Origin of the sequence: Variovorax paradoxus, assembly GCF_024734665.1 — a bacterium.
Taxonomy (GTDB): domain Bacteria; phylum Pseudomonadota; class Gammaproteobacteria; order Burkholderiales; family Burkholderiaceae_C; genus Variovorax.
Genome location: NZ_CP102931.1, coordinates 6,684,009 through 6,702,500, shown reverse-complemented (window position 1 = coordinate 6,702,500; position 18,492 = coordinate 6,684,009). Strand labels below are relative to the sequence as shown.

Sequence of the window (18,492 nt, the reverse complement as noted above, 5' to 3'; positions counted from 1 at the left end):
TCAAGAGGGAAACAACCCAGACCGCCAGCTAAGGTCCCTAAAATTGGCTAAGTGGGAAACGAAGTGGGAAGGCTAAAACAGTCAGGATGTTGGCTTAGAAGCAGCCATCATTTAAAGAAAGCGTAATAGCTCACTGATCGAGTCGTCCTGCGCGGAAGATGTAACGGGGCTAAGCCAGTTACCGAAGCTGCGGATTTGCAATTTATTGCAAGTGGTAGGAGAGCGTTCTGTAAGCCTGTGAAGGTGCGTTGTAAAGCGTGCTGGAGGTATCAGAAGTGCGAATGCTGACATGAGTAGCGTTAAAGGGGGTGAAAAGCCCCCTCGCCGTAAGCGCAAGGTTTTCTACGCAACGTTCATCGGCGTAGAGTGAGTCGGCCCCTAAGGCGAGGCAGAGATGCGTAGCTGATGGGAAACAGGTCAATATTCCTGTACCGATATATAGTGCGATGTGGGGACGGATCTTAATAGGTCATCCGGGTGTTGGATATCCCGGTTTAGTTGGATGTAGGCGTGCATTAGGCAAATCCGGTGCACATATACCGAGGCCAACGATCGAGCCAGCTTGCTGGTGAAGTGACTGAACGAGGTTCCAGGAAAAGCCACTAAGCTTCAGCTATATACGACCGTACCGCAAACCGACACTGGTGCGCGAGATGAGTATTCTAAGGCGCTTGAGAGAACTCAGGAGAAGGAACTCGGCAAATTGACACCGTAACTTCGGAAGAAGGTGTGCCCTATTAGTGTGAAGTGAACAACGGAGCATGAATGGGTTGCAAAAAATCGGTGGCTGCGACTGTTTATTAAAAACACAGCACTCTGCAAACACGAAAGTGGACGTATAGGGTGTGACGCCTGCCCGGTGCTGGAAGATTAAATGATGGGGTGCAAGCTCTTGATTGAAGTCCCAGTAAACGGCGGCCGTAACTATAACGGTCCTAAGGTAGCGAAATTCCTTGTCGGGTAAGTTCCGACCTGCACGAATGGCGTAACGATGGCCACACTGTCTCCTCCTGAGACTCAGCGAAGTTGAAATGTTTGTGATGATGCAATCTCCCCGCGGAAAGACGGAAAGACCCCATGAACCTTTACTGTAGCTTTGTATTGGACTTTGAACAGATCTGTGTAGGATAGGTGGGAGGCTTTGAAGCAGGGTCGCTAGATCTTGTGGAGCCAACGTTGAAATACCACCCTGGTGTGTTTGAGGTTCTAACCTAGGTCCATTATCTGGATCGGGGACAGTGCATGGTAGGCAGTTTGACTGGGGCGGTCTCCTCCCAAAGCGTAACGGAGGAGTTCGAAGGTACGCTAGTTACGGTCGGACATCGTGACGATAGTGCAATGGCATAAGCGTGCTTAACTGCGAGACTGACAAGTCGAGCAGATGCGAAAGCAGGACATAGTGATCCGGTGGTTCTGTATGGAAGGGCCATCGCTCAACGGATAAAAGGTACTCTGGGGATAACAGGCTGATACCGCCCAAGAGTTCATATCGACGGCGGTGTTTGGCACCTCGATGTCGGCTCATCTCATCCTGGGGCTGTAGCCGGTCCCAAGGGTATGGCTGTTCGCCATTTAAAGAGGTACGTGAGCTGGGTTTAAAACGTCGTGAGACAGTTTGGTCCCTATCTTCCGTGGGCGCTGCAGATTTGAGGAAGCCTGCTCCTAGTACGAGAGGACCGGAGTGGACACACCTCTGGTGTATCGGTTGTCACGCCAGTGGCATTGCCGAGTAGCTAAGTGTGGAAGAGATAACCGCTGAAAGCATCTAAGCGGGAAACTCGTTTCAAGATGAGATCTGCCGGGGCCTTGAGCCCCCTAAAGAGTCGTTCAAGACCAGGACGTTGATAGGTCAGGTGTGGAAGCGCAGTAATGCGTTAAGCTAACTGATACTAATTGCTCGTGCGGCTTGACCCTATAACTTTGATCAGTCTGATCAAGGTGTTATGCCAAGTTGACGCATTCAAAATAATTCGCCAAAAGCTGATTCCAAACTCTATGAATTCGTTTGATTGATCACGTGATCAGTCAGACAACCCTTTATGCCTGATGACCATAGCGACGTGGTACCACTCCTTCCCATCCCGAACAGGACAGTGAAACGCGTCAGCGCCGATGATAGTGCGGGTTCCCGTGTGAAAGTAGGTCATCGTCAGGCTCTTACAGCCCAGAAACCCCCAGTCAGCATTGACTGGGGGTTTTTGCCTTGGGGGAATGCTTTTGGAATCTGCAAATGTCCAAATGCGCAAAAACAAAAAAAGCCCGATGAATCCATCGGGCTTTTTTATTGGCGCAGCCAGTGTGATTAGGCCGCCAGGCGCTGCTCGATAGCAGCCTTGGTTTCCGGCAATTCCGTCGGCAGATGGTGCTCCAGCTGCTTGAACAGTTCCGCGTGCAGCTTCAACTCCGCTTGCCAAGCTGCCTTGTCAATACTGGTCACCGTGGCGAATTGCTCGGCGCTGAAGTTCAAGCCCGTCCAGTTCAGATCTTCATAGCGCGGGCTCACGCCGGTGATGTGCTCCACACCTTCGGTCTTGTTGCCTTCGACGCGATCGATCATCCACTTCAGCACGCGCATGTTCTCGCCATAGCCTGGCCAGACAAACTTGCCGTCAGCACCCTTGCGGAACCAGTTGGTCGTGTAGATCTTCGGCAGCTTGGCGCCCGAGGCTTCCAGCTTCTTGCCGAGATTGAGCCAATGCTGGAAATAGTCGCTCATGTTGTAGCCCATGAACGGCAGCATCGCGAACGGATCGCGGCGCACCACGCCTTGCTGGCCGGCAGCGGCGGCAGTGGTCTCCGAACCCATGGTCGCAGCCATATAAACGCCTTCGACCCAGCTGCGGGCTTCGGTCACCAGCGGCACGGTGGTCGAGCGGCGACCGCCGAAGATGAAGGCGTCGATCGCCACGCCCTTCGGGTCGTCCCAAGCGTCGTCGAGCGCTGGGTTGTTTGTGGCTGCCACGGTAAAACGCGAGTTCGGGTGTGCCGCCTTGGCACCGGTTTCCTTGGCGATCTGCGGCGTCCAGTCATTGCCTTGCCAGTCGGTAAGGTGCTCGGGCAGCGTCTTGGTGTCCTGCTCCATGCCTTCCCACCACACGTCGCCGTCATCGGTCAGCGCCACGTTCGTGAAGATCACGTCGTGGTGCAGACTGTCCATGCAGTTCGGATTGGTCAGCATGTTGGTACCAGGCGCCACGCCGAAGTAACCCGCCTCGGGGTTGATGGCGTAGAGGCGGCCGTCCTTGCCGGGCTTGATCCAGGCGATGTCGTCGCCGATGGTCGTGACCTTCCAGCCTTCGAAGCCGGCAGGCGGCACCAGCATCGAGAAGTTGGTCTTGCCGCAAGCGCTGGGGAATGCGGCCGCCACGTGGTACTTCTTGCCTTCAGGACTCGTCACGCCCAGGATGAGCATGTGCTCGGCCAGCCAGCCTTCGTCGCGGCCCATGTTGGAAGCGATGCGAAGCGCGAAGCACTTCTTGCCCAGCAGTGCGTTGCCGCCGTAGCCGGAGCCATAACTCCAGATCTCGCGCGTCTCGGGGTAGTGAACGATGTACTTGGTCTTGTTGCAGGGCCAGACCACGTCCTTCTGGCCGGCTTCGAGCGGCGCGCCCACGGTGTGCACGCAAGGCACGAAATCGCCATCGGCGCCCAGCACCTCGTACACGGCCTTGCCCATGCGGGTCATGATGCGCATGTTGACGGCCACATAAGGCGAGTCGGAGAGCTCGATGCCGATGTGGGCAATCGGCGAGCCCAGCGGGCCCATGCTGAACGGCACGACGTACATCGTGCGGCCCTTCATGCAACCGTCGAACAGGGGCTGCAGGGTCGCCCGCATTTCGGCCGGTGCCATCCAGTTGTTGGTGGGGCCGGCGTTTTCCTTTTCCGCGGAGCAGATGAAAGTGCGGTCTTCGACGCGCGCCACGTCGCTCGGGTCGGACACCGCGAGGAAGGAATTGGGGCGCTTGACGGGGTTGAGCTTCTTGAAGGTGCCGGCGTCGACCAGTTGCTGGCAGAGGCGGTCGTATTCTTCCTTGCTCCCGTCGCACCAGTGGATGGCTTCGGGTTTGCACAGCGCGGCCATGTCGGCCACCCAGGCAATCAGTTTCGCGTTCTTGACGTATGAGGGCGCCTGAATGTTGAGGCCCTGCATCGTGGGTGCGTTCATCGGAAAATCTCCTAAGTTGAAAAATCGTCTTTCCGAACGGGGCGCTGTGCCTGCTCAGGCACGGAGGTCCGTTTGAGAAAACGTTTCGCTTCGGGAGATTGCGTCAGTGCGGGCCGCACCGCCCGCAGACAAAGGCGACAGTACCTGTCAGCGTCAGGCCATGAAGACCGCGATCGATGCCAGCAGCAGCATCAGCACGCCGCCGGCCAGCGGAAGCACCAGCGGCATCAGGTGAACGACCGATTCGACGGCGTCTTTTTCAACAGCGGCGCTGTGGCTCGGCTCGACGGGAGTAGGGTTGGACATCGGGAAATTCCTCGAAGGCTCAATTGACAAACTGATGGCATTTTACCGGCGGGTAGCCCAGGGCCGGTCTAGGGGGATGCGAGCCCCTTAATTGGGCTTGTCGGGGTTGATCTTGCGGCTCAATGCTGCTCTTCAGCCTCGAAGCCCGCATCCTTCAGCGCGGCCAGCACGCTGGCCAGATGGTCCCGCCCGCGCGTCTGCAGCACCAGCTCGACGTCGACGTTCTGCGCCGCCAGCATCGTGAAGGCGCGTTGATGATGGACCTCGTCGACGTTAGCGCCCGCTTCGGCCACAGTGGCCGTGATCTGGGCCAATGAGCCCGGCACATCGCGCGCGCTCACACGCACGCGTGCCAGCCGCCCCGCCCGCACCATGCCGCGCTCAATGATGGCCGCGAGCAGCAGTGGATCGATGTTGCCGCCCGACAGAACCAGCCCTACGCGCTTGCCCTTGAAGCGTTCGGGGTGCCGGATCAGCGCCGCCAGCCCCGCCGCGCCCGCGCCTTCGACCAGCGTCTTCTCGATTTCGAGCAGCATCAGCACGCCTTGCTCGATGTCGCCTTCGTCCACCAGCAGCAGGTCGCCGACCTTGCTCGCGATGATTTCCTGCGTCAGCACGCCGGGCGTGCCGACCGCAATGCCCTCGGCGATGGTGCTCTTGCCCTGCACGTGATGCGTGCCCTTGATGGCGTTGACCATCGCCGGAAAGCGCGTGGTCTGCACACCGACGATCTCGATGCCTGGCTTACGCTCGCGCGCGGCGACCGCCATGCCCGCGATCAAACCGCCGCCGCCCACTGCCACCACCAGCGTGTCCAGGTCGGGTACGGCGTCGAGCATCTCGAGCGCCACCGTGCCCTGGCCCGCGATGATCGCCTCGTCGTCGTAGGGATGCACGAAGGTCAGCCCCTCGCGCTGCGCAAGCTCGAAAGCGTGGGTTCGCGCTGCCTCCAGCGTGTCGCCGTGCAGCACCACCTCGGCGCCGAAGCCGCGCGTGCGCTCGATCTTCACGCCTGGGGTGAAGCGCGGCATCACGATCAGCGCGCGCAGTCCGAGGCGCTGCGCGTGATAGGCCACACCCTGCGCATGGTTGCCGGCAGACATGGCAATCACTCCGCGTGTACCGTTCTGAGAAAGATCGACCAGCTTGTTACACGCCCCTCGTTCCTTGAATGAGGATGTGAACTGCAGGTTCTCGAATTTCAGGAACACCTGAGCGCCGACGATTTCCGACAGGGTGCGCGATTCAACACACGGCGTGTTGAGCACCTGGCCTTGCAGGCGCGCCGCGGCGCGCTCGATTTCCTGGATTCCGATCATGGCGCGCATTGTGGCTGGAATCGCACCATCAGGGTTTTTCCCGTTTACTGGTCTTCCCGAAGCTAAAAGTCTGCGTTATGGTCGCTCCGAGATTGAGATTGTCCTCGTTGGAGGTTGCCTGATGGCCAAGCGTGCGGGTGTCGATGTAGTGGCTGCTGCAGTACGCGGGCAGGCATTGCCGTCGCCCGGCCTCAAGGAGGCGCCGGTGCTCGAGCTCATGTGCTCGCACTTCGTGCTCACGCTCGCGGCCAAGCAGGGGCCGCGCTTCAATGTGCGGCGCGATATCAACGGCCTCCTGTCGCTCACGGGCCGGCACTTGGTGTGGCCCGCGGCCGTGCTGCAGCGGCTGCGCGAATTCCTCGGACGCCGCTGCGCGGGCAACGAAGCCTGGAAGGGCGTCGAAGACTTCGACGGCCGCACGCTGCTGGAGCGCCACGGCGTGTGGCGCGGCCCGTATGAAGAAGGCACGCTCTTCTTCTACCTCGACGAATACGCCAAGGACCAGCCGAAGGACCTGCTCTCGGTGCTGGCCGTCACGCGCGACTGGCTCACGCATGCGCTGCGCAAGCAGTCGACGCTGGTCGAGAAGAACATCGATGCGCTCGCAGGCCTGCTGCAGCTCAACAAGGCCGAGCGTGCACTGCTGCTCTACGGCACGCTCGCACGCTACCAGCGCGACCTGCGCTCGCTGCTGGTCGAGTTCAAGGTCAACAACGCACCCGAGGCCTATGCGGCCATCGCCGACATCGCGGGCGTGAACGCGAGCGAAGTGGGCGAGGCGCTGCGCGCTGGCTCGCGGCTCGAGCGCATCGGGCTCGTCGAGAACCTCATCTCCGAGCACAACATCACCGACCTTGCCGATCTCATGAAGGTCAGCGAAAAGCTGCCACCAGTGCTCATGCGCGAGTACCGCGACCACAACGAGCTGATGGCCGTGTTCACGCGGCCTTCGGCCAAGAGCGCACTCACGCCGCACGATTTTTCCTTCGTGCAGGAAGACGCGCAGATGCTCGTCACGCTGCTGCGCGCGGCGGTCGCGCGCAAGGAGCCCGGCGTCAACGTGCTGCTTTATGGCCCGCCCGGCACCGGCAAGACCGAACTCGCGAAAGTCGTTGCGCAGGCCGCCGGACTCGAGCTCTTCGAAGTCGAGTACGCCGACCGCGATGGCAACTCGCTGAGCGGCCGCGACCGCTACCGCTCTCTGCAGATCGCGCAGGTGTTCCTCAAGGGCAGCGCGCAGGCCGCACTGCTGTTCGACGAAGTCGAAGACGTCTTCCCGCCCATCAGCACCGAGGCCGCACAGTTCATGGCGCGCGCCGAGCAGATTCCGGCGCCCACCAGCGGCAGCGTCAGCGGCAAGGCCTGGGTCAACCAGATCCTCGAAGCCAACCCCGTGCCCACGCTGTGGGTCACCAACCGCATCGAGCAGATCGACCCGGCCTTCCGTCGTCGCTTCGCCTATCACCTCGAGCTCAAGTCGCCGCCGCCCGGCGCGCGCGAGCAGCTCGTGAAGAAGACGCTCGAAGGCGTGGTCGTGTCCGAGGCTTTCACTGCCAAGCTGGCCGAGCGCAAGGGCCTCACGCCCGCGCAGATCCGCACGGCGGTGCGCTTCGCAGGGCTCGCGCGAACCGACGACGCTTCGATGGAAGCGCTCATCGAGCGCCAGCTGCGCAACGCCGACCTGGCGCTGGGTACGCTCGACACCGGCCGCGGCGAGCGCCGCAGCGTCACCACCTACGACCTCGACATGCTCAACGTCGAGACCCGCTTCGAGATCCCGCGCATCGTCGAGGCACTGAAGGCGCGCGGCCACGGCACGCTGTGTTTCTACGGCGCGCCAGGCACCGGCAAGACCGCGCTGGCCGAGCACATCGCCAAGGCCGTCGGCCGCCCGCTCATCGTCAAGCAAGCCAGCGACCTCATGAGCAAGTACGTCGGTGAAACCGAACAGAACATGGCTGCCATGTTCCGCGAGGCCGAGAACGAAAAGGCCGTGCTGCTGCTCGACGAGGCCGACAGCTTCCTGCAGGACCGGCGCGGCGCGCAGCGCACCTACGAGGTCACCGAGGTCAACGAGATGCTGCAGGGCATGGAGCGCTTCAACGGCGTCTTCATCTGCACCACCAACCTGCTCGACCGGCTCGACCAGGCTGCGCTGCGGCGCTTCACTTTCAAAATCAAGTTCATGCCGCTCACGGCCGCGCAGCGCGAACGCATGTTCATCACCGAGGCGCTCGCCGGCGACGCCGCGCTCATGACGAGCGCCATGCGCTCGCGGCTGGCGCCGCTGACACAGCTGTGCCCGGGGGATTTCGCGGCGGTGAAACGACAGGTCGATATCCTCGCGGCGGAGTTTTCCGCGACCGAGTTTCTCGACCAGCTCGAAGCCGAGCACCGCATCAAGCCCGAAGTGCGCGAATCGCGCGGCATGGGCTTCCTGCAGTAGCCGGCTTCAATGGCAGCAGCCGGACGAAGAAGACGGTGCTGTGAGGAAGAACAAGGAGGAACACATGGGCTCTCTCAAGTTCGATGACGCGCGGCAATTGCCGCCTCCTGGCACAAGGGCTGCAGCAGCAAGCGCTGCGCTCGCCGTGGCCTGCCTGCTGGCGGGCTGTGGGGGCGGCGGTGGTGGAGGCGGGGGCGGTGGTTTGCCGATCGGCCTGGTGCCCGGCACCACGACACCGCCGCCCGCAAGTGGCGGTGACGGCGGCAGCGGCATCGTCGCCTCGGCCACGGTCGCCGGCCTGTGCGCCGCGCCGCGCAGCGGCATCAACCCCGATACCGGCACGGCCTACCCCGACCACAGCGGCACGCTCGACAACGAGAAAAGCTGGGTGCGTGGCTGGATCGACGAAACCTACCTCTGGTACGGCGAAGTGCCGACCACCCTCAAGGCCGCCGACTACGCCACGCCGATCACCTGGTTCAACGTGCTCAAGACCACGGCCACAACGAACTCGGGCCGCGCCAAGGACCGCTTTCACTTCACCTACGACACCGAGGTGTACCGCCAGCTGTCGCAGGGCGGCGTGTCGGCCGGCTACGGCATGGAGACGGCGTCGGTGCGCAGCTCGCCGCCGCGCGACATCCGCATCGCCTTCGTCGAGCCGAATTCGCCCGCCACCACGGCGGGCCTGCAGCGCGGCGCGAAGATCCTCACGATCGACGGCATCAACGTCGTCAGCAGCACCGGCACCGCCAACGTCAACGCGATCAATGCCGCCCTGTCGCCCAAGGCCATTGGCGAATCGCACACTTTCACCTTCGAGGTGGGCGGCACGGCGCAGCCCGCGGTGCAACTGACGGCGGCCAAGATCACCAGCACGCCGGTGCAGAACGTCCAGGTCATCGACACCGGCAGCGGCCGCGTCGGCTACCTGCTGTTCAACGACCACATCACGACCTCCGAGGCGCAGCTCATCTCCGCGGTGAACACCTTCAAGCAGGGTGCCGGCATCCAGGACCTCGTGCTCGACATGCGCTACAACGGCGGCGGCCAGCTGCTCATTGCCAGCCGGCTGGCCTACATGATCTCGTCGCCGGCGGTGACCGCGGGCAAGACTTTCGAGCTACTGGCTTTCAACGACAAGAACCCCTTCCACCTGACAGTCGCGCAGACCCTCACGCCCTTCGCCACCACCAGCCGCAGCGGTCAGGCTCTGCCCACGCTCGGCCTCTCGCGCGTCACTGTGCTCACCGGCCCGGACACCTGCTCGGCGAGCGAGTCTGTCGTCAACAGCCTGCGCGGCGTGGGCGTCACCGTCAACCTCGTCGGCGGCACCACTTGCGGCAAGCCCTATGGCTTCTACCCGCAGGACAACTGCGGCACCACCTACTTCGCGATCCAGTTCAAGGGCGTCAACCAGCAGGGCTACGGCGACTACGGCGACGGCTTCACGCCCAACCCCGGCTGCACCGTGGCCGACGACTTCAGCCACCAGCTCGGCGATAAAGACGAGGCGCGGCTGTCCGCGGCGCTCACGCTGCGCAGCACCGGCGCCTGTCCGGCCGGGTCGGCCAAGTCCGCTGCCTCGGGCCTGGAGAAGACCGAGCAGGCCGATGTGGAGCAACCCTACATGCCAGGCCGCTCGCCGCTGCGCGAGAACCGCCTGATCGACCCCCAGCCCAACCCGGGCTGACCCCTCTCCCCGTTCCCGCGGAAAACCCCTAGGCCATGGCGCTTGCCACACCCGTGGCTTGCCCTTTAGAGTGAGCAAACGTTTGCGCAAAGCTTTGCGCAAACGTTTGTATTTCAGTAGTACTCGGTGTCGAAGCCTGAAAACCAAATTCCTAGTCTCAGGAGAAGAAGATGCGCAAATGGATCGGGGCGATGTTCTTCGCCGTCATCACGGTGTTGGCGGGCTGCGGCGGAGGTGGCGATGGAGGCGGCGGCATCGGCCTCGGTTCCGGCTTCGGTGGCGGCGCATCGGGTGGCTCCACCAGCGCACAGAAAATCATCATCGACAGCGACTACAACACCATGAGCGATGACGGCCAGCTCGGCGTCATGGCCGCGCAACTGCAGGCCACGGGCCAGGTGCAGGTCATGGGCATCAGCGTGGTCTCGGGCAACCAGTGGCTCAAGCAGGGCGTGTCCGACGCGCTGATGTCGGTGGAGCGGCTTGGCGTGGGCGGCAACATCGGCATCTACGTGGGTGCGGACTACGCGCTCAACCACACCTTCGCCGACGTGGAAGCCGAAATGGCAGCGGGCGCGGGCGGCGACGGCTACCTCGGCGCCTGGGGCGGCCCCGAACCCAAGACCGATGCCGACCTCAAGCCCTCGCCCGACGGCTTCGCCCAGCACACAGTGGTGCAGCGCAAGAGCGCGGTCGATTTCATCGTCGACACCGTGAAGGCCAATCCGAACGAGATCACCATCCTGGCCATCGGCCCGCTCACCAACATCGCGCTCGCGGTGAAGCAGAACCCAGAGATCGTTCCGCTCATCAAGAAGATCATCTACATGGGCGGCGCCATCGACGTGCCGGGCAACACCACCAAGGCCGCCGAGTTCAACTGGTGGTTCGACCCCGACGCCGCGCAGTTCGTGGTGCGGTTGCCCATTCCGCAGGTGGTGGTGCCGCTGGACGTGACCGACACCGTGTTCCTCACCAAGCCCATCTACGACCGCATCGCGCATGCTGCCAAGCCCACGGCCGTGACCGACGTGTTCCAGAAGCTCAACGGCTACGGCTTCGACGGCAAGAACGGCTTCGAGACCAACCCGAACTACACCCAGAACATCTGGGACACCCTCACGCTCGCCTACCTGATCGATCCGAGCTACGCCACGCAGACGGTGGACCGCTACGTCGACGTGATTGCCAAGCCCGGTGCCGCCAACAACGGCCAATCCATCGGCTACACCTCGCAGCCTGCGGGGGCGACGCTGCAGAAGATGACGGTGGTGAAGAAGTTCGACAACGCGCGCTTCTTCGAGTTGTACGTCGACCTGCTGACGCGGCCGGTGCCGATCACGCTGTCGGCGACGAACTAGACGCTGCAGCCTCTAGAACGCTTCGCAGACCCGCAGCACTTCGGTGCCATAAGCCTCGAGCTTCTTGGTGCCGATGCCGCTGATGCCCTGCAGGTCTTCGAGCGTCGCGGGCGCCCGCTCGGCAATGGCGGCCAGCGTGGCGTCGTGGAAGATCACGTAGGCCGGCAGGTTGTGCTCCTTCGCCACCTCGGCACGCCAGGCCTTGAGCGCTTCGAAGCGCTTCTTGCCCATGTCGTCGAGCTTGGCCGCGGCCGGCGAGGGGGCGCCCTTGGCGACCTTCTCGCGCCGGGGCTTGCGCTCGGCCGGTGACGACACCGACTCGCGCAGCGTCACGCTCGCCTCGCCCTTGAGCACCGCGCGCGAGCCTTCGGTGAGCTTCAGCGTGTTGAACGCCTCTGCGTCCACCGCCAGCGCGCCGGTGGCGATCAGCTGGCGCAGCACGCCGCGCAGCGCCACCTCGCTGAACTCCGCGCCAATGCCGAAGGTGCTGACGCGCTCGTGCCCGAACTGCTTGACCTTCTCGGTCGGCTTGCCGCGCAGGATGTCCATGATGTGCCCCGCGCCGAAGCTGATGCCGCTGAGCTGCTGCACGCGGTAGATGGTGCTCAGCAGCTTGCGCGCGGCATCGGTGCCGTCCCACACCTGCGGCGGGTTCAGGCAGTTGTCGCAGTTGCCGCAGGGCGTGCTCTTCTCGCCGAAGTAGCCCAGGAGGCGCACGCGCCGGCAGTCGCTGGCTTCGGCCAGCGAGAGCAGTGCATCGAGCTTGCCGCGCATCACCTGCTTGAATTCTTCGCCGGCGGGGCTCTCGTCGATCATGCGACGCTGGTTGACCACGTCCTGCAGGCCGTAGGCCATCCATGCGTCGGCGGGGCCGCCGTCGCGGCCGGCGCGGCCGGTTTCCTGGTAGTAGCCCTCGATGTTCTTGGGCATGTCGAGGTGGCCGACGAAGCGCACGTCGGGCTTGTCGATGCCCATGCCGAAGGCGATGGTCGCGACCATCACGATGCCTTCCTCGCGCAGGAAGCGGTCCTGGTGCTTCTGGCGCACCGCCGCATCGAGGCCCGCGTGGTACGGCAATGCGTTGATACCCGCGTCGCGCAGCGTCACGGCCACGTCTTCCACCCGCTTGCGCGACTGGCAATAGACCACGCCCGCATCGCCCTCGTGCTCGCGCTCGATGAAGCGCAGCAGCTGCGTGGTGGCGTCTTTCTTCTCGACGATGGTGTAGCGGATGTTCGGCCGGTCGAAGCTGGAGACGAACTGGCGCGCATCCTCCAGCTGCAGCCGCTCGACGATGTCGGCCCGCGTCAGATCGTCGGCCGTGGCCGTGAGTGCGATGCGCGGCACGCCCGCGTAGCGCTCGTGCAGCACCGTCAGCGCGCGGTACTCGGGGCGGAAGTCGTGGCCCCACTGGCTCACGCAATGCGCCTCGTCGATGGCGAAGAGCGAGAGCTTGCCGCGCTCCTTCAGCGAATCGAGCTGCGACAGGAAGCGCGGCGTGTTCACGCGCTCGGGGGCGGCATACAGCAGCGTGATCTCGCCGCGCAGCATTCGGCGCTCCACGTCCTGCGTCTGCTCCCAGTCGAGCGTCGAATTGAGAAAGGCCGCGCTCACCCCGGCTTCGTGCAGCGCGCCCACCTGGTCGTGCATCAGCGCGATCAGCGGCGACACCACGATCGCCACGCCGCGCCCCGCACGCTGCCGCGCGATAGCGGGAATCTGATAGCACAGCGACTTGCCGCCGCCCGTGGGCATCAGCACCAGCGCATCGCCGCCGCCCACCACGTGATCGACGATGTCCTGCTGGGCCCCCCGGAACTGCGCGTAGCCGAAGACCTCGTGGAGGATGTCGGAAGGGGCGCTGCTGCCGGAGACGTCGATGGGGTGGGGAGCGAGAGAGGACACAGGCAGCGGTGGGGAGGTCGGAAAGGGGGCAAAGAGGGTGGGCCGTCGATTGTCCCCCAGCCCCGTCGATATGACTGTGGCACGAGGTTTGCGATGGTCACCCCCGTCCCGCGGCCTCCCTTGTCTAGACAGCAAAGCGGTGCATTTCCCAAGGAAGTGCACCAAAAATGAGCTTTCGGGTTATCCTGTATATACAAGTTGGGGCGCTTGGCAACAATGCGAGGCGTGCGTTACCCGGCCATCGGGCCCGCCGCCGAGCCTTTTCCTAAGAACAGACCCCAGGAGTACCCATGGTCAAGAAGACGGTAGTTGTGAAAGTCGCTTCGCTGCTGGCAGCAGGGGCATGTGCAGCGGGCATGGCCGGAACGGCCGCCGCCCAGGACATGACGAAGATCGCGCTCGGCATGTCCGGCTGGACCGGCTTCGCGCCGCTCTCGCTGGCGGACAAGGCCGGCATCTTCAAGAAGAACGGGCTCGACGTCGAGCTCAAGATGATCCCTCAGAAGGACCGCCACCTGGCGCTGGCCTCCGGTGCCATCCAGTGCGCGGCCACCACGGTCGAGACGCACGTGGCCTGGAATGCCAACGGCGTGCCCATCGTGCAGATCTTCCAGATGGACAAGTCCTACGGCGCCGACGGCCTCGCCGTGCGCGGCGACGTCAGCAAGTTCTCCGACCTCAAGGGCAAGACCATCGGCGTCGACGCCCCCGGCACCGCCCCTTACTTCGGCCTGGCCTGGATGCTCAACAAGAACGGCATGACGCTGAAGGACGTGAAGACCACCACGCTGTCGCCGCAGGCCTCGGCCCAGGCCTTCGTGGCCGGCCAGAACGACGCCGCCATGACCTACGAGCCGTACCTCTCGACCGTGCGCGCCAACCCCGCCGCCGGCAAGATCCTGGCCACCACGCTCGACTACCCGATGGTGATGGACACCGTCGGCTGCGCGCCCACCTGGCTCAAGGCCAACGCCAAGGCCGCCGCCGCGCTCACCAAGTCGTACTTCGAGGCGCTCGACATGATCAAGGCCGAGCCCGAGAAGTCGAACGAGCTCATGGGCTCCGCCGTGAAGCAGAGCGGCGAGCAGTTCGCCAAGTCGTCGGCCTTCCTGCGCTGGCAGGACAAGGCCGCCAACCAGAAGTTCTTTGCTGGCGAACTCACCAGCTTCATGAAGGAAGCCACGCCCATCCTTCTGGAAGCCGGCGTGATCCGCAAGGCGCCTGAAGATTTCGCGGCGACCTTCGATGCAAGCTTCGTCAAGTAACACCATGTCGCAAATGCCGTCCGCCGCGGTGGCCGCGGCGCCTGCCCCCAGGCCCGCAGCGGCGCCGGTCGTCGCGCCCGCGCGCCGCCGCGCGTTCGCACCGCTCGAACCCATCGGCACGCGTGCGCGCGTGCTGCTGGGGCTCGCGTTCTTCGTCGTCTTCGTGCTCGTGTGGGCCATTGCCACGCTCGGCGGCTTCGTGCCGCCGACCTTCCTCGCGAGCCCGCCGACCATGGTCAAGGAGGGCTGGCTTCTCTTCACCGAGTACGGCTTCATCGGCGACATCGGCATGACCGTGTGGCGCGTGTTCGGCGGCTTCCTGCTGGCGGCAGTGTTCGCCGTGCCACTGGGCATTGCCATGGGCACCTGGAAGACCGTCGAAGCCTTCTTCGAGCCCTTCGTGTCCTTTTGCCGCTACCTGCCGGCCTCGGCCTTCATTCCGCTGCTCATTCTCTGGGCGGGCCTGGGCGAGATGCAGAAGCTGCTGGTGATCTTCATCGGCTCGTTCTTCCAGATCGTGCTGATGGTGGCCGTTACGGTGGGTGGCGCGCGGCGCGACCTGGTCGAAGCGGCCTACACGCTGGGCGCCAACAGCCGCGGCATCGTGGCGCGCGTGCTCATTCCGGGCGCCGCGCCGGGCATCGCCGAAACGCTGCGCCTCGTACTGGGCTGGGCGTGGACGTATGTGATCGTGGCGGAGCTGATCGGCTCTTCGTCGGGCATCGGCCACATGATCACCGACAGCCAGGCGCTGCTGAATACCGGCCAGATCATCTTCGGGATCATCGTGATCGGCGTCATCGGCCTCTTATCTGACTTCGCCTTCAAGGCACTCAACCGCCGTCTGTTTGCATGGGCCGCACTGTGACGAAGAACCAACTTTCCATCCAGGGCGTCTCGCGCGTCTTCACCGGCACCAAGGGCCAGCACACGCAGGCGCTGCAGCCGATCGACTTCGAGGTGAAGGAAAACGACTTCGTCACCATCCTCGGCCCCTCGGGCTGCGGCAAGTCGACGCTGCTGCGCATCGTGGCGGGGCTCGACTTTCCGACGACCGGCCAGGTGCTGCTCGACGGCGAGCGCATCGATGGCCCGGGTGCCGACCGCGGCGTCGTGTTCCAGAGCTACACGCTGTTCCCGTGGCTCACGGTGGCGCAGAACATCCGCTTCGGCCTGCGCGAGCGCGGCATGAGCGAGGCCGACCAGAAGGAGCGCAGCGAGTTCTTCATCGCCAAGGTCGGCCTGCGCGGCTTTGAGAACCACTTTCCGAAGCAGCTCTCGGGCGGCATGCAGCAGCGCACGGCCATTGCGCGCGCGCTGGCCAACGACCCCAAGATGCTGCTGCTCGACGAGCCCTTCGGCGCGCTCGACAACCAGACCCGCGTGCTGATGCAGGAACTGCTGCTCGGCATCTGGGAGTCGGCGCAGAAGACGGTACTGTTCGTCACGCACGACATCGACGAGGCGATCTTCATGGCCAACCGCGTGGCGGTGTTCAGCGCGCGGCCGGGGCGCATCAAGACCGAGATCGCGGTCGACTTTCCGCATCCGCGCAGCTACACCATCAAGACCTCGCCGGAGTTCATGGACATCAAGGCGCGCCTGACGGAAGAAATTCGCGCCGAGTCGATGGCGGCAGCGGAGCATTGACCGAAACGATGAAACGCGACCTGCCAACCCTCGCGCTCTACGCGCAAGTCAAGGATCACATCTCCCGCAAGATCCAGGACGGCACGTGGCCGCCCGGCCACCGCCTGCCTTCGGAGCACGAGTTGGTGGCGCAGTTCGGCATGGCGCGCATGACTGTGAATCGTGCGCTGCGCGAACTGGTGGAACAGGGCCGCATCGTGCGCGTGGCGGGCGTCGGCAGCTTCGTGGCCGAGAACAAGCCGCAGTCCACGCTGCTGCAGATCGCCAACATCGCCAGCGAAATCCGCCAGCGCGGGCACGACTACCGCTGCGAAATGATCGAGGTCGAACGCATTGCCGCCTCGCCCGACGTGGCTGCGTGGCTCGACCTGCGCGCTGGCGACTCGGTGTTCCACAGCGCCTGCCTGCACCTGGAGAACGAAACGCCGGTGCAGCTCGAAGAGCGCTACGTCAACCCGCAGGTCGTGCCCGACTACCTCGAACAAGACTTCACCGCCATGCCGCCCAGCGAATACCTGGTGCGCAACGTGCCCTTCGACCAGATCGAACACGTCGTCGATGCCGTGCTGCCCAACCCGGAGCAGGCGCAAAGGCTCGCGATGGCACCCACCGACCCCTGCCTGCTGCTGACGCGCCGCACGTGGATACGCAACACGCCCGTGACCTGGGTGCGCTGCCTTCATCCCGCTTCGCGCTACAGCCTGGGCAGTCGCTTCCGAGCCGACGGCAACCCGAGCTTCGGCTAGTTTTTTTCGTCCTCAGAGACCTACGTTTTCTCTCGCAACTACTTGTATAGACAGGTTCACATGCCAAGCAATCACACCGCCACTCCAGATGCCACTTTGACCCTCATGCCCGGCAAGGTCGATCTAGCGATGCTGCGACGCATCCAGGCCGGCGGCGTGCAACTTGCGCTCGATGCGTCGGTGCGCGACGGCATGCTGCGCGCCGAGGCTGCCGTGCGCCACATCGTCGAGAACGACCAGGTCGTCTACGGCATCAACACCGGCTTCGGCAAGCTCGCCAGCACGCGCATCGGCAACGACCACCTGGCGGAGCTGCAGCGCAACCTGGTGCTGTCGCACAGCGTCGGCACGGGCGAGCCGCTGGCTGCGCCTGTCGTGCGCATGATCCTCGCGACCAAGGCGGTGAGCCTGGCGCGCGGCCATTCGGGCGTGCGGCCCGCGCTGGTCGATGCGCTGCTGGCCTTGTTCAACGCGGGCGTCACGCCGAGCATCCCGTGCAAGGGCTCGGTCGGCGCTTCAGGTGACCTCGCACCGCTCGCGCACATGGCCTGCGTGCTGATCGGCGAAGGCCAGGCGACTTTGGCCGATGGCAAGGTGGTCGGCGGTGCGGAAGCCATGCGCAGCATCGGCCTCGAACCCTTCGTGCTCGGCCCCAAGGAAGGCCTCGCGCTGCTCAACGGCACGCAGGTGTCGACCGCGCTCGCGCTCTTCGGCCTGTTCGGCGCGGAAGACGTGTTCGCCTCTTCGCTGATGTCGGGTGCGCTCTCGCTCGAAGCCATCCAGGGCTCGATCAAGCCTTTCGACGCACGCATCCACGCCGCGCGGGGCCAGCTCGGCCAGATTGCCGTGGCGGGCGCGGTGCGCACGCTGCTCGAAGGCAGCGAGATCGTTCCCTCGCACGCCGACTGCGGCCGCGTGCAAGACCCGTACTCGGTGCGCTGCATCCCGCAGGTGATGGGCGCCTGCCTCGACAACCTCGCGCACGCCGCGCGCGTGCTGGTCATCGAGGCCAATGCCGCATCGGACAACCCGCTCGTGTTCTGCGACACCGGCGAGGTGATCTCGGGCGGCAACTTCCACGCCGAGCCCGTCGCATTCGCGGCCGACATCATTGCGCTGGCCATCAGCGAAGTCGGCGCGATTGCCGAGCGCCGCATCGCGCTGCTGCTCGATACGGGCCTGTCGGGCCTGCCGCCGTTCCTGGTGCGCGATGGCGGCCTCAATTCCGGTTTCATGATCGCGCAGGTCACGGCGGCCGCATTGGCTTCGGAGAACAAGTCGCTCGCGCACCCCGCCAGCGTCGACAGCCTGCCCACTTCGGCCAACCAGGAAGACCACGTGTCGATGGCCACCTTCGCGGGCCGTCGTCTGGCCGACATGGTCAACAACACCGCGGTGGTGGTCGGCATCGAAGCCATGGCCGCGGCCCAAGGTATCGAGCTCAAGCGAAATCTCAAGAGCTCGCCGCTGGTCGAAGCCGAATTCGCCGCCATCCGCCAGAAGGTCGCCTTCCTCGAACGCGACCGCTACCTCGCCCCCGACATCGAAGCCATGCGCCAGTGGGCGCTGAAGGCCGAGCTGCCGGCCGCGCTGCTCGACATCCTGCCCAGTCACTCGTAAAACACACCCCGAT

The 18,492-nt window shown here is 64.0% G+C and carries 12 protein-coding genes and 2 rRNA genes (1 of these 14 cut by a window edge); 10 read left to right on the top strand and 4 right to left on the bottom strand.

Annotated features, from left to right (window positions below):
- Together NWF24_RS31290 and rrf are read left to right on the top strand one after the other, a co-directional pair.
- A 23S ribosomal RNA gene (locus tag NWF24_RS31290) occupies positions 1-1,914 on the top strand (it extends 959 nt beyond the left edge of the window).
- Positions 1,915-2,042: 128 nt separating this feature from the next.
- Positions 2,043-2,155 (top strand): 5S ribosomal RNA (rrf, locus tag NWF24_RS31285).
- 147 nt (positions 2,156-2,302) lie between these two features.
- On the opposite strand, the gene NWF24_RS31280 is transcribed toward rrf, so the two are convergent.
- The 3 genes from NWF24_RS31280 to NWF24_RS31270 all read right to left on the bottom strand — a co-directional run bounded on the left by NWF24_RS31280 (position 2,303) and on the right by NWF24_RS31270 (position 5,793).
- Positions 2,303-4,168 (bottom strand): phosphoenolpyruvate carboxykinase (GTP), encoded by a 1,866-nt coding sequence (locus tag NWF24_RS31280; RefSeq protein ID WP_258351917.1) that lies wholly within the window; start codon positions 4,166-4,168, stop codon positions 2,303-2,305.
- A 153-nt stretch (positions 4,169-4,321) separates the two neighbouring features.
- Positions 4,322-4,474 carry a hypothetical protein gene (locus NWF24_RS31275; protein WP_258351916.1) on the bottom strand — a complete coding sequence of 51 codons (153 nt, stop codon included), beginning with the start codon at positions 4,472-4,474 and terminating at the stop codon, positions 4,322-4,324.
- A 119-nt stretch (positions 4,475-4,593) separates the two neighbouring features.
- Positions 4,594-5,793 (bottom strand): threonine ammonia-lyase, encoded by a 1,200-nt coding sequence (locus NWF24_RS31270; protein WP_258351915.1) that lies wholly within the window; start codon positions 5,791-5,793, stop codon positions 4,594-4,596.
- 121 nt (positions 5,794-5,914) lie between these two features.
- Here NWF24_RS31270 and NWF24_RS31265 point away from each other — a divergent pair, with 121 nt between their 5' ends.
- From NWF24_RS31265 to NWF24_RS31255, 3 genes are all read left to right on the top strand, one after another.
- Positions 5,915-8,239 carry an ATP-binding protein gene (locus NWF24_RS31265; RefSeq protein ID WP_258351914.1) on the top strand — a complete coding sequence of 775 codons (2,325 nt, stop codon included), beginning with the start codon at positions 5,915-5,917 and terminating at the stop codon, positions 8,237-8,239.
- A 64-nt stretch (positions 8,240-8,303) separates the two neighbouring features.
- Positions 8,304-9,932 (top strand): S41 family peptidase, encoded by a 1,629-nt coding sequence (locus NWF24_RS31260; protein ID WP_258351913.1) that lies wholly within the window; start codon positions 8,304-8,306, stop codon positions 9,930-9,932.
- A 170-nt stretch (positions 9,933-10,102) separates the two neighbouring features.
- Positions 10,103-11,293 carry a nucleoside hydrolase gene (locus tag NWF24_RS31255; RefSeq protein ID WP_258351912.1) on the top strand — a complete coding sequence of 397 codons (1,191 nt, stop codon included), beginning with the start codon at positions 10,103-10,105 and terminating at the stop codon, positions 11,291-11,293.
- Between the two features lie 12 nt (positions 11,294-11,305).
- On the opposite strand, the gene recQ is transcribed toward NWF24_RS31255, so the two are convergent.
- On the bottom strand, positions 11,306-13,198 hold the full coding sequence (gene recQ, locus NWF24_RS31250; RefSeq protein WP_258351911.1) for a DNA helicase RecQ: 1,893 nt from the start codon (positions 13,196-13,198) through the stop codon (positions 11,306-11,308).
- A 290-nt stretch (positions 13,199-13,488) separates the two neighbouring features.
- Between recQ and NWF24_RS31245 the strand changes: the two genes are divergently transcribed.
- From NWF24_RS31245 to hutH, 5 genes are read left to right on the top strand one after another with little or no spacing between them, the layout of a single operon-like run.
- The gene (locus tag NWF24_RS31245; protein WP_258351910.1) at positions 13,489-14,463 is read left to right on the top strand and encodes an ABC transporter substrate-binding protein; all 975 of its coding nucleotides are present in this window, start codon (positions 13,489-13,491) and stop codon (positions 14,461-14,463) included.
- Positions 14,464-14,476: 13 nt separating this feature from the next.
- Complete coding sequence (locus NWF24_RS31240) at positions 14,477-15,331, top strand: ABC transporter permease (RefSeq protein WP_093059309.1); 855 nt, start codon at positions 14,477-14,479, stop codon at positions 15,329-15,331.
- Complete coding sequence (locus NWF24_RS31235) at positions 15,316-16,113, top strand: ABC transporter ATP-binding protein (RefSeq protein ID WP_258351908.1); 798 nt, start codon at positions 15,316-15,318, stop codon at positions 16,111-16,113. The genes NWF24_RS31240 and NWF24_RS31235 overlap by 16 nt, the downstream gene beginning before the upstream one ends.
- Before the next feature lie 8 nt (positions 16,114-16,121).
- Positions 16,122-16,859, top strand: coding sequence for a histidine utilization repressor (gene hutC, locus NWF24_RS31230; RefSeq protein WP_258351907.1), 738 nt, complete (start codon positions 16,122-16,124; stop codon positions 16,857-16,859).
- A gap of 60 nt (positions 16,860-16,919) precedes the next feature.
- On the top strand, positions 16,920-18,479 hold the full coding sequence (gene hutH, locus NWF24_RS31225) for a histidine ammonia-lyase (protein WP_258351906.1): 1,560 nt from the start codon (positions 16,920-16,922) through the stop codon (positions 18,477-18,479).
- Positions 18,480-18,492: the final 13 nt, after the last annotated feature.

What these genes read in the sequence shown, in the direction of transcription:
- NWF24_RS31280 (WP_258351917.1), bottom strand. Translation starts at nt 4,168, where the DNA reads ATGAACGCACCCACGATGCAGGGCCTCAACATTCAGGCGCCCTCATAC.
- NWF24_RS31245 (WP_258351910.1), top strand. Translation starts at nt 13,489, where the DNA reads ATGGTCAAGAAGACGGTAGTTGTGAAAGTCGCTTCGCTGCTGGCAGCA.
- NWF24_RS31265 (WP_258351914.1), top strand. Translation starts at nt 5,915, where the DNA reads ATGGCCAAGCGTGCGGGTGTCGATGTAGTGGCTGCTGCAGTACGCGGG.
- NWF24_RS31270 (WP_258351915.1), bottom strand. Translation starts at nt 5,793, where the DNA reads ATGATCGGAATCCAGGAAATCGAGCGCGCCGCGGCGCGCCTGCAAGGC.
- NWF24_RS31275 (WP_258351916.1), bottom strand. Translation starts at nt 4,474, where the DNA reads ATGTCCAACCCTACTCCCGTCGAGCCGAGCCACAGCGCCGCTGTTGAA.
- NWF24_RS31255 (WP_258351912.1), top strand. Translation starts at nt 10,103, where the DNA reads ATGCGCAAATGGATCGGGGCGATGTTCTTCGCCGTCATCACGGTGTTG.
- NWF24_RS31260 (WP_258351913.1), top strand. Translation starts at nt 8,304, where the DNA reads ATGGGCTCTCTCAAGTTCGATGACGCGCGGCAATTGCCGCCTCCTGGC.
- NWF24_RS31240 (WP_093059309.1), top strand. Translation starts at nt 14,477, where the DNA reads ATGCCGTCCGCCGCGGTGGCCGCGGCGCCTGCCCCCAGGCCCGCAGCG.
- hutC (WP_258351907.1), top strand. Translation starts at nt 16,122, where the DNA reads ATGAAACGCGACCTGCCAACCCTCGCGCTCTACGCGCAAGTCAAGGAT.
- NWF24_RS31235 (WP_258351908.1), top strand. Translation starts at nt 15,316, where the DNA reads ATGGGCCGCACTGTGACGAAGAACCAACTTTCCATCCAGGGCGTCTCG.
- hutH (WP_258351906.1), top strand. Translation starts at nt 16,920, where the DNA reads ATGCCAAGCAATCACACCGCCACTCCAGATGCCACTTTGACCCTCATG.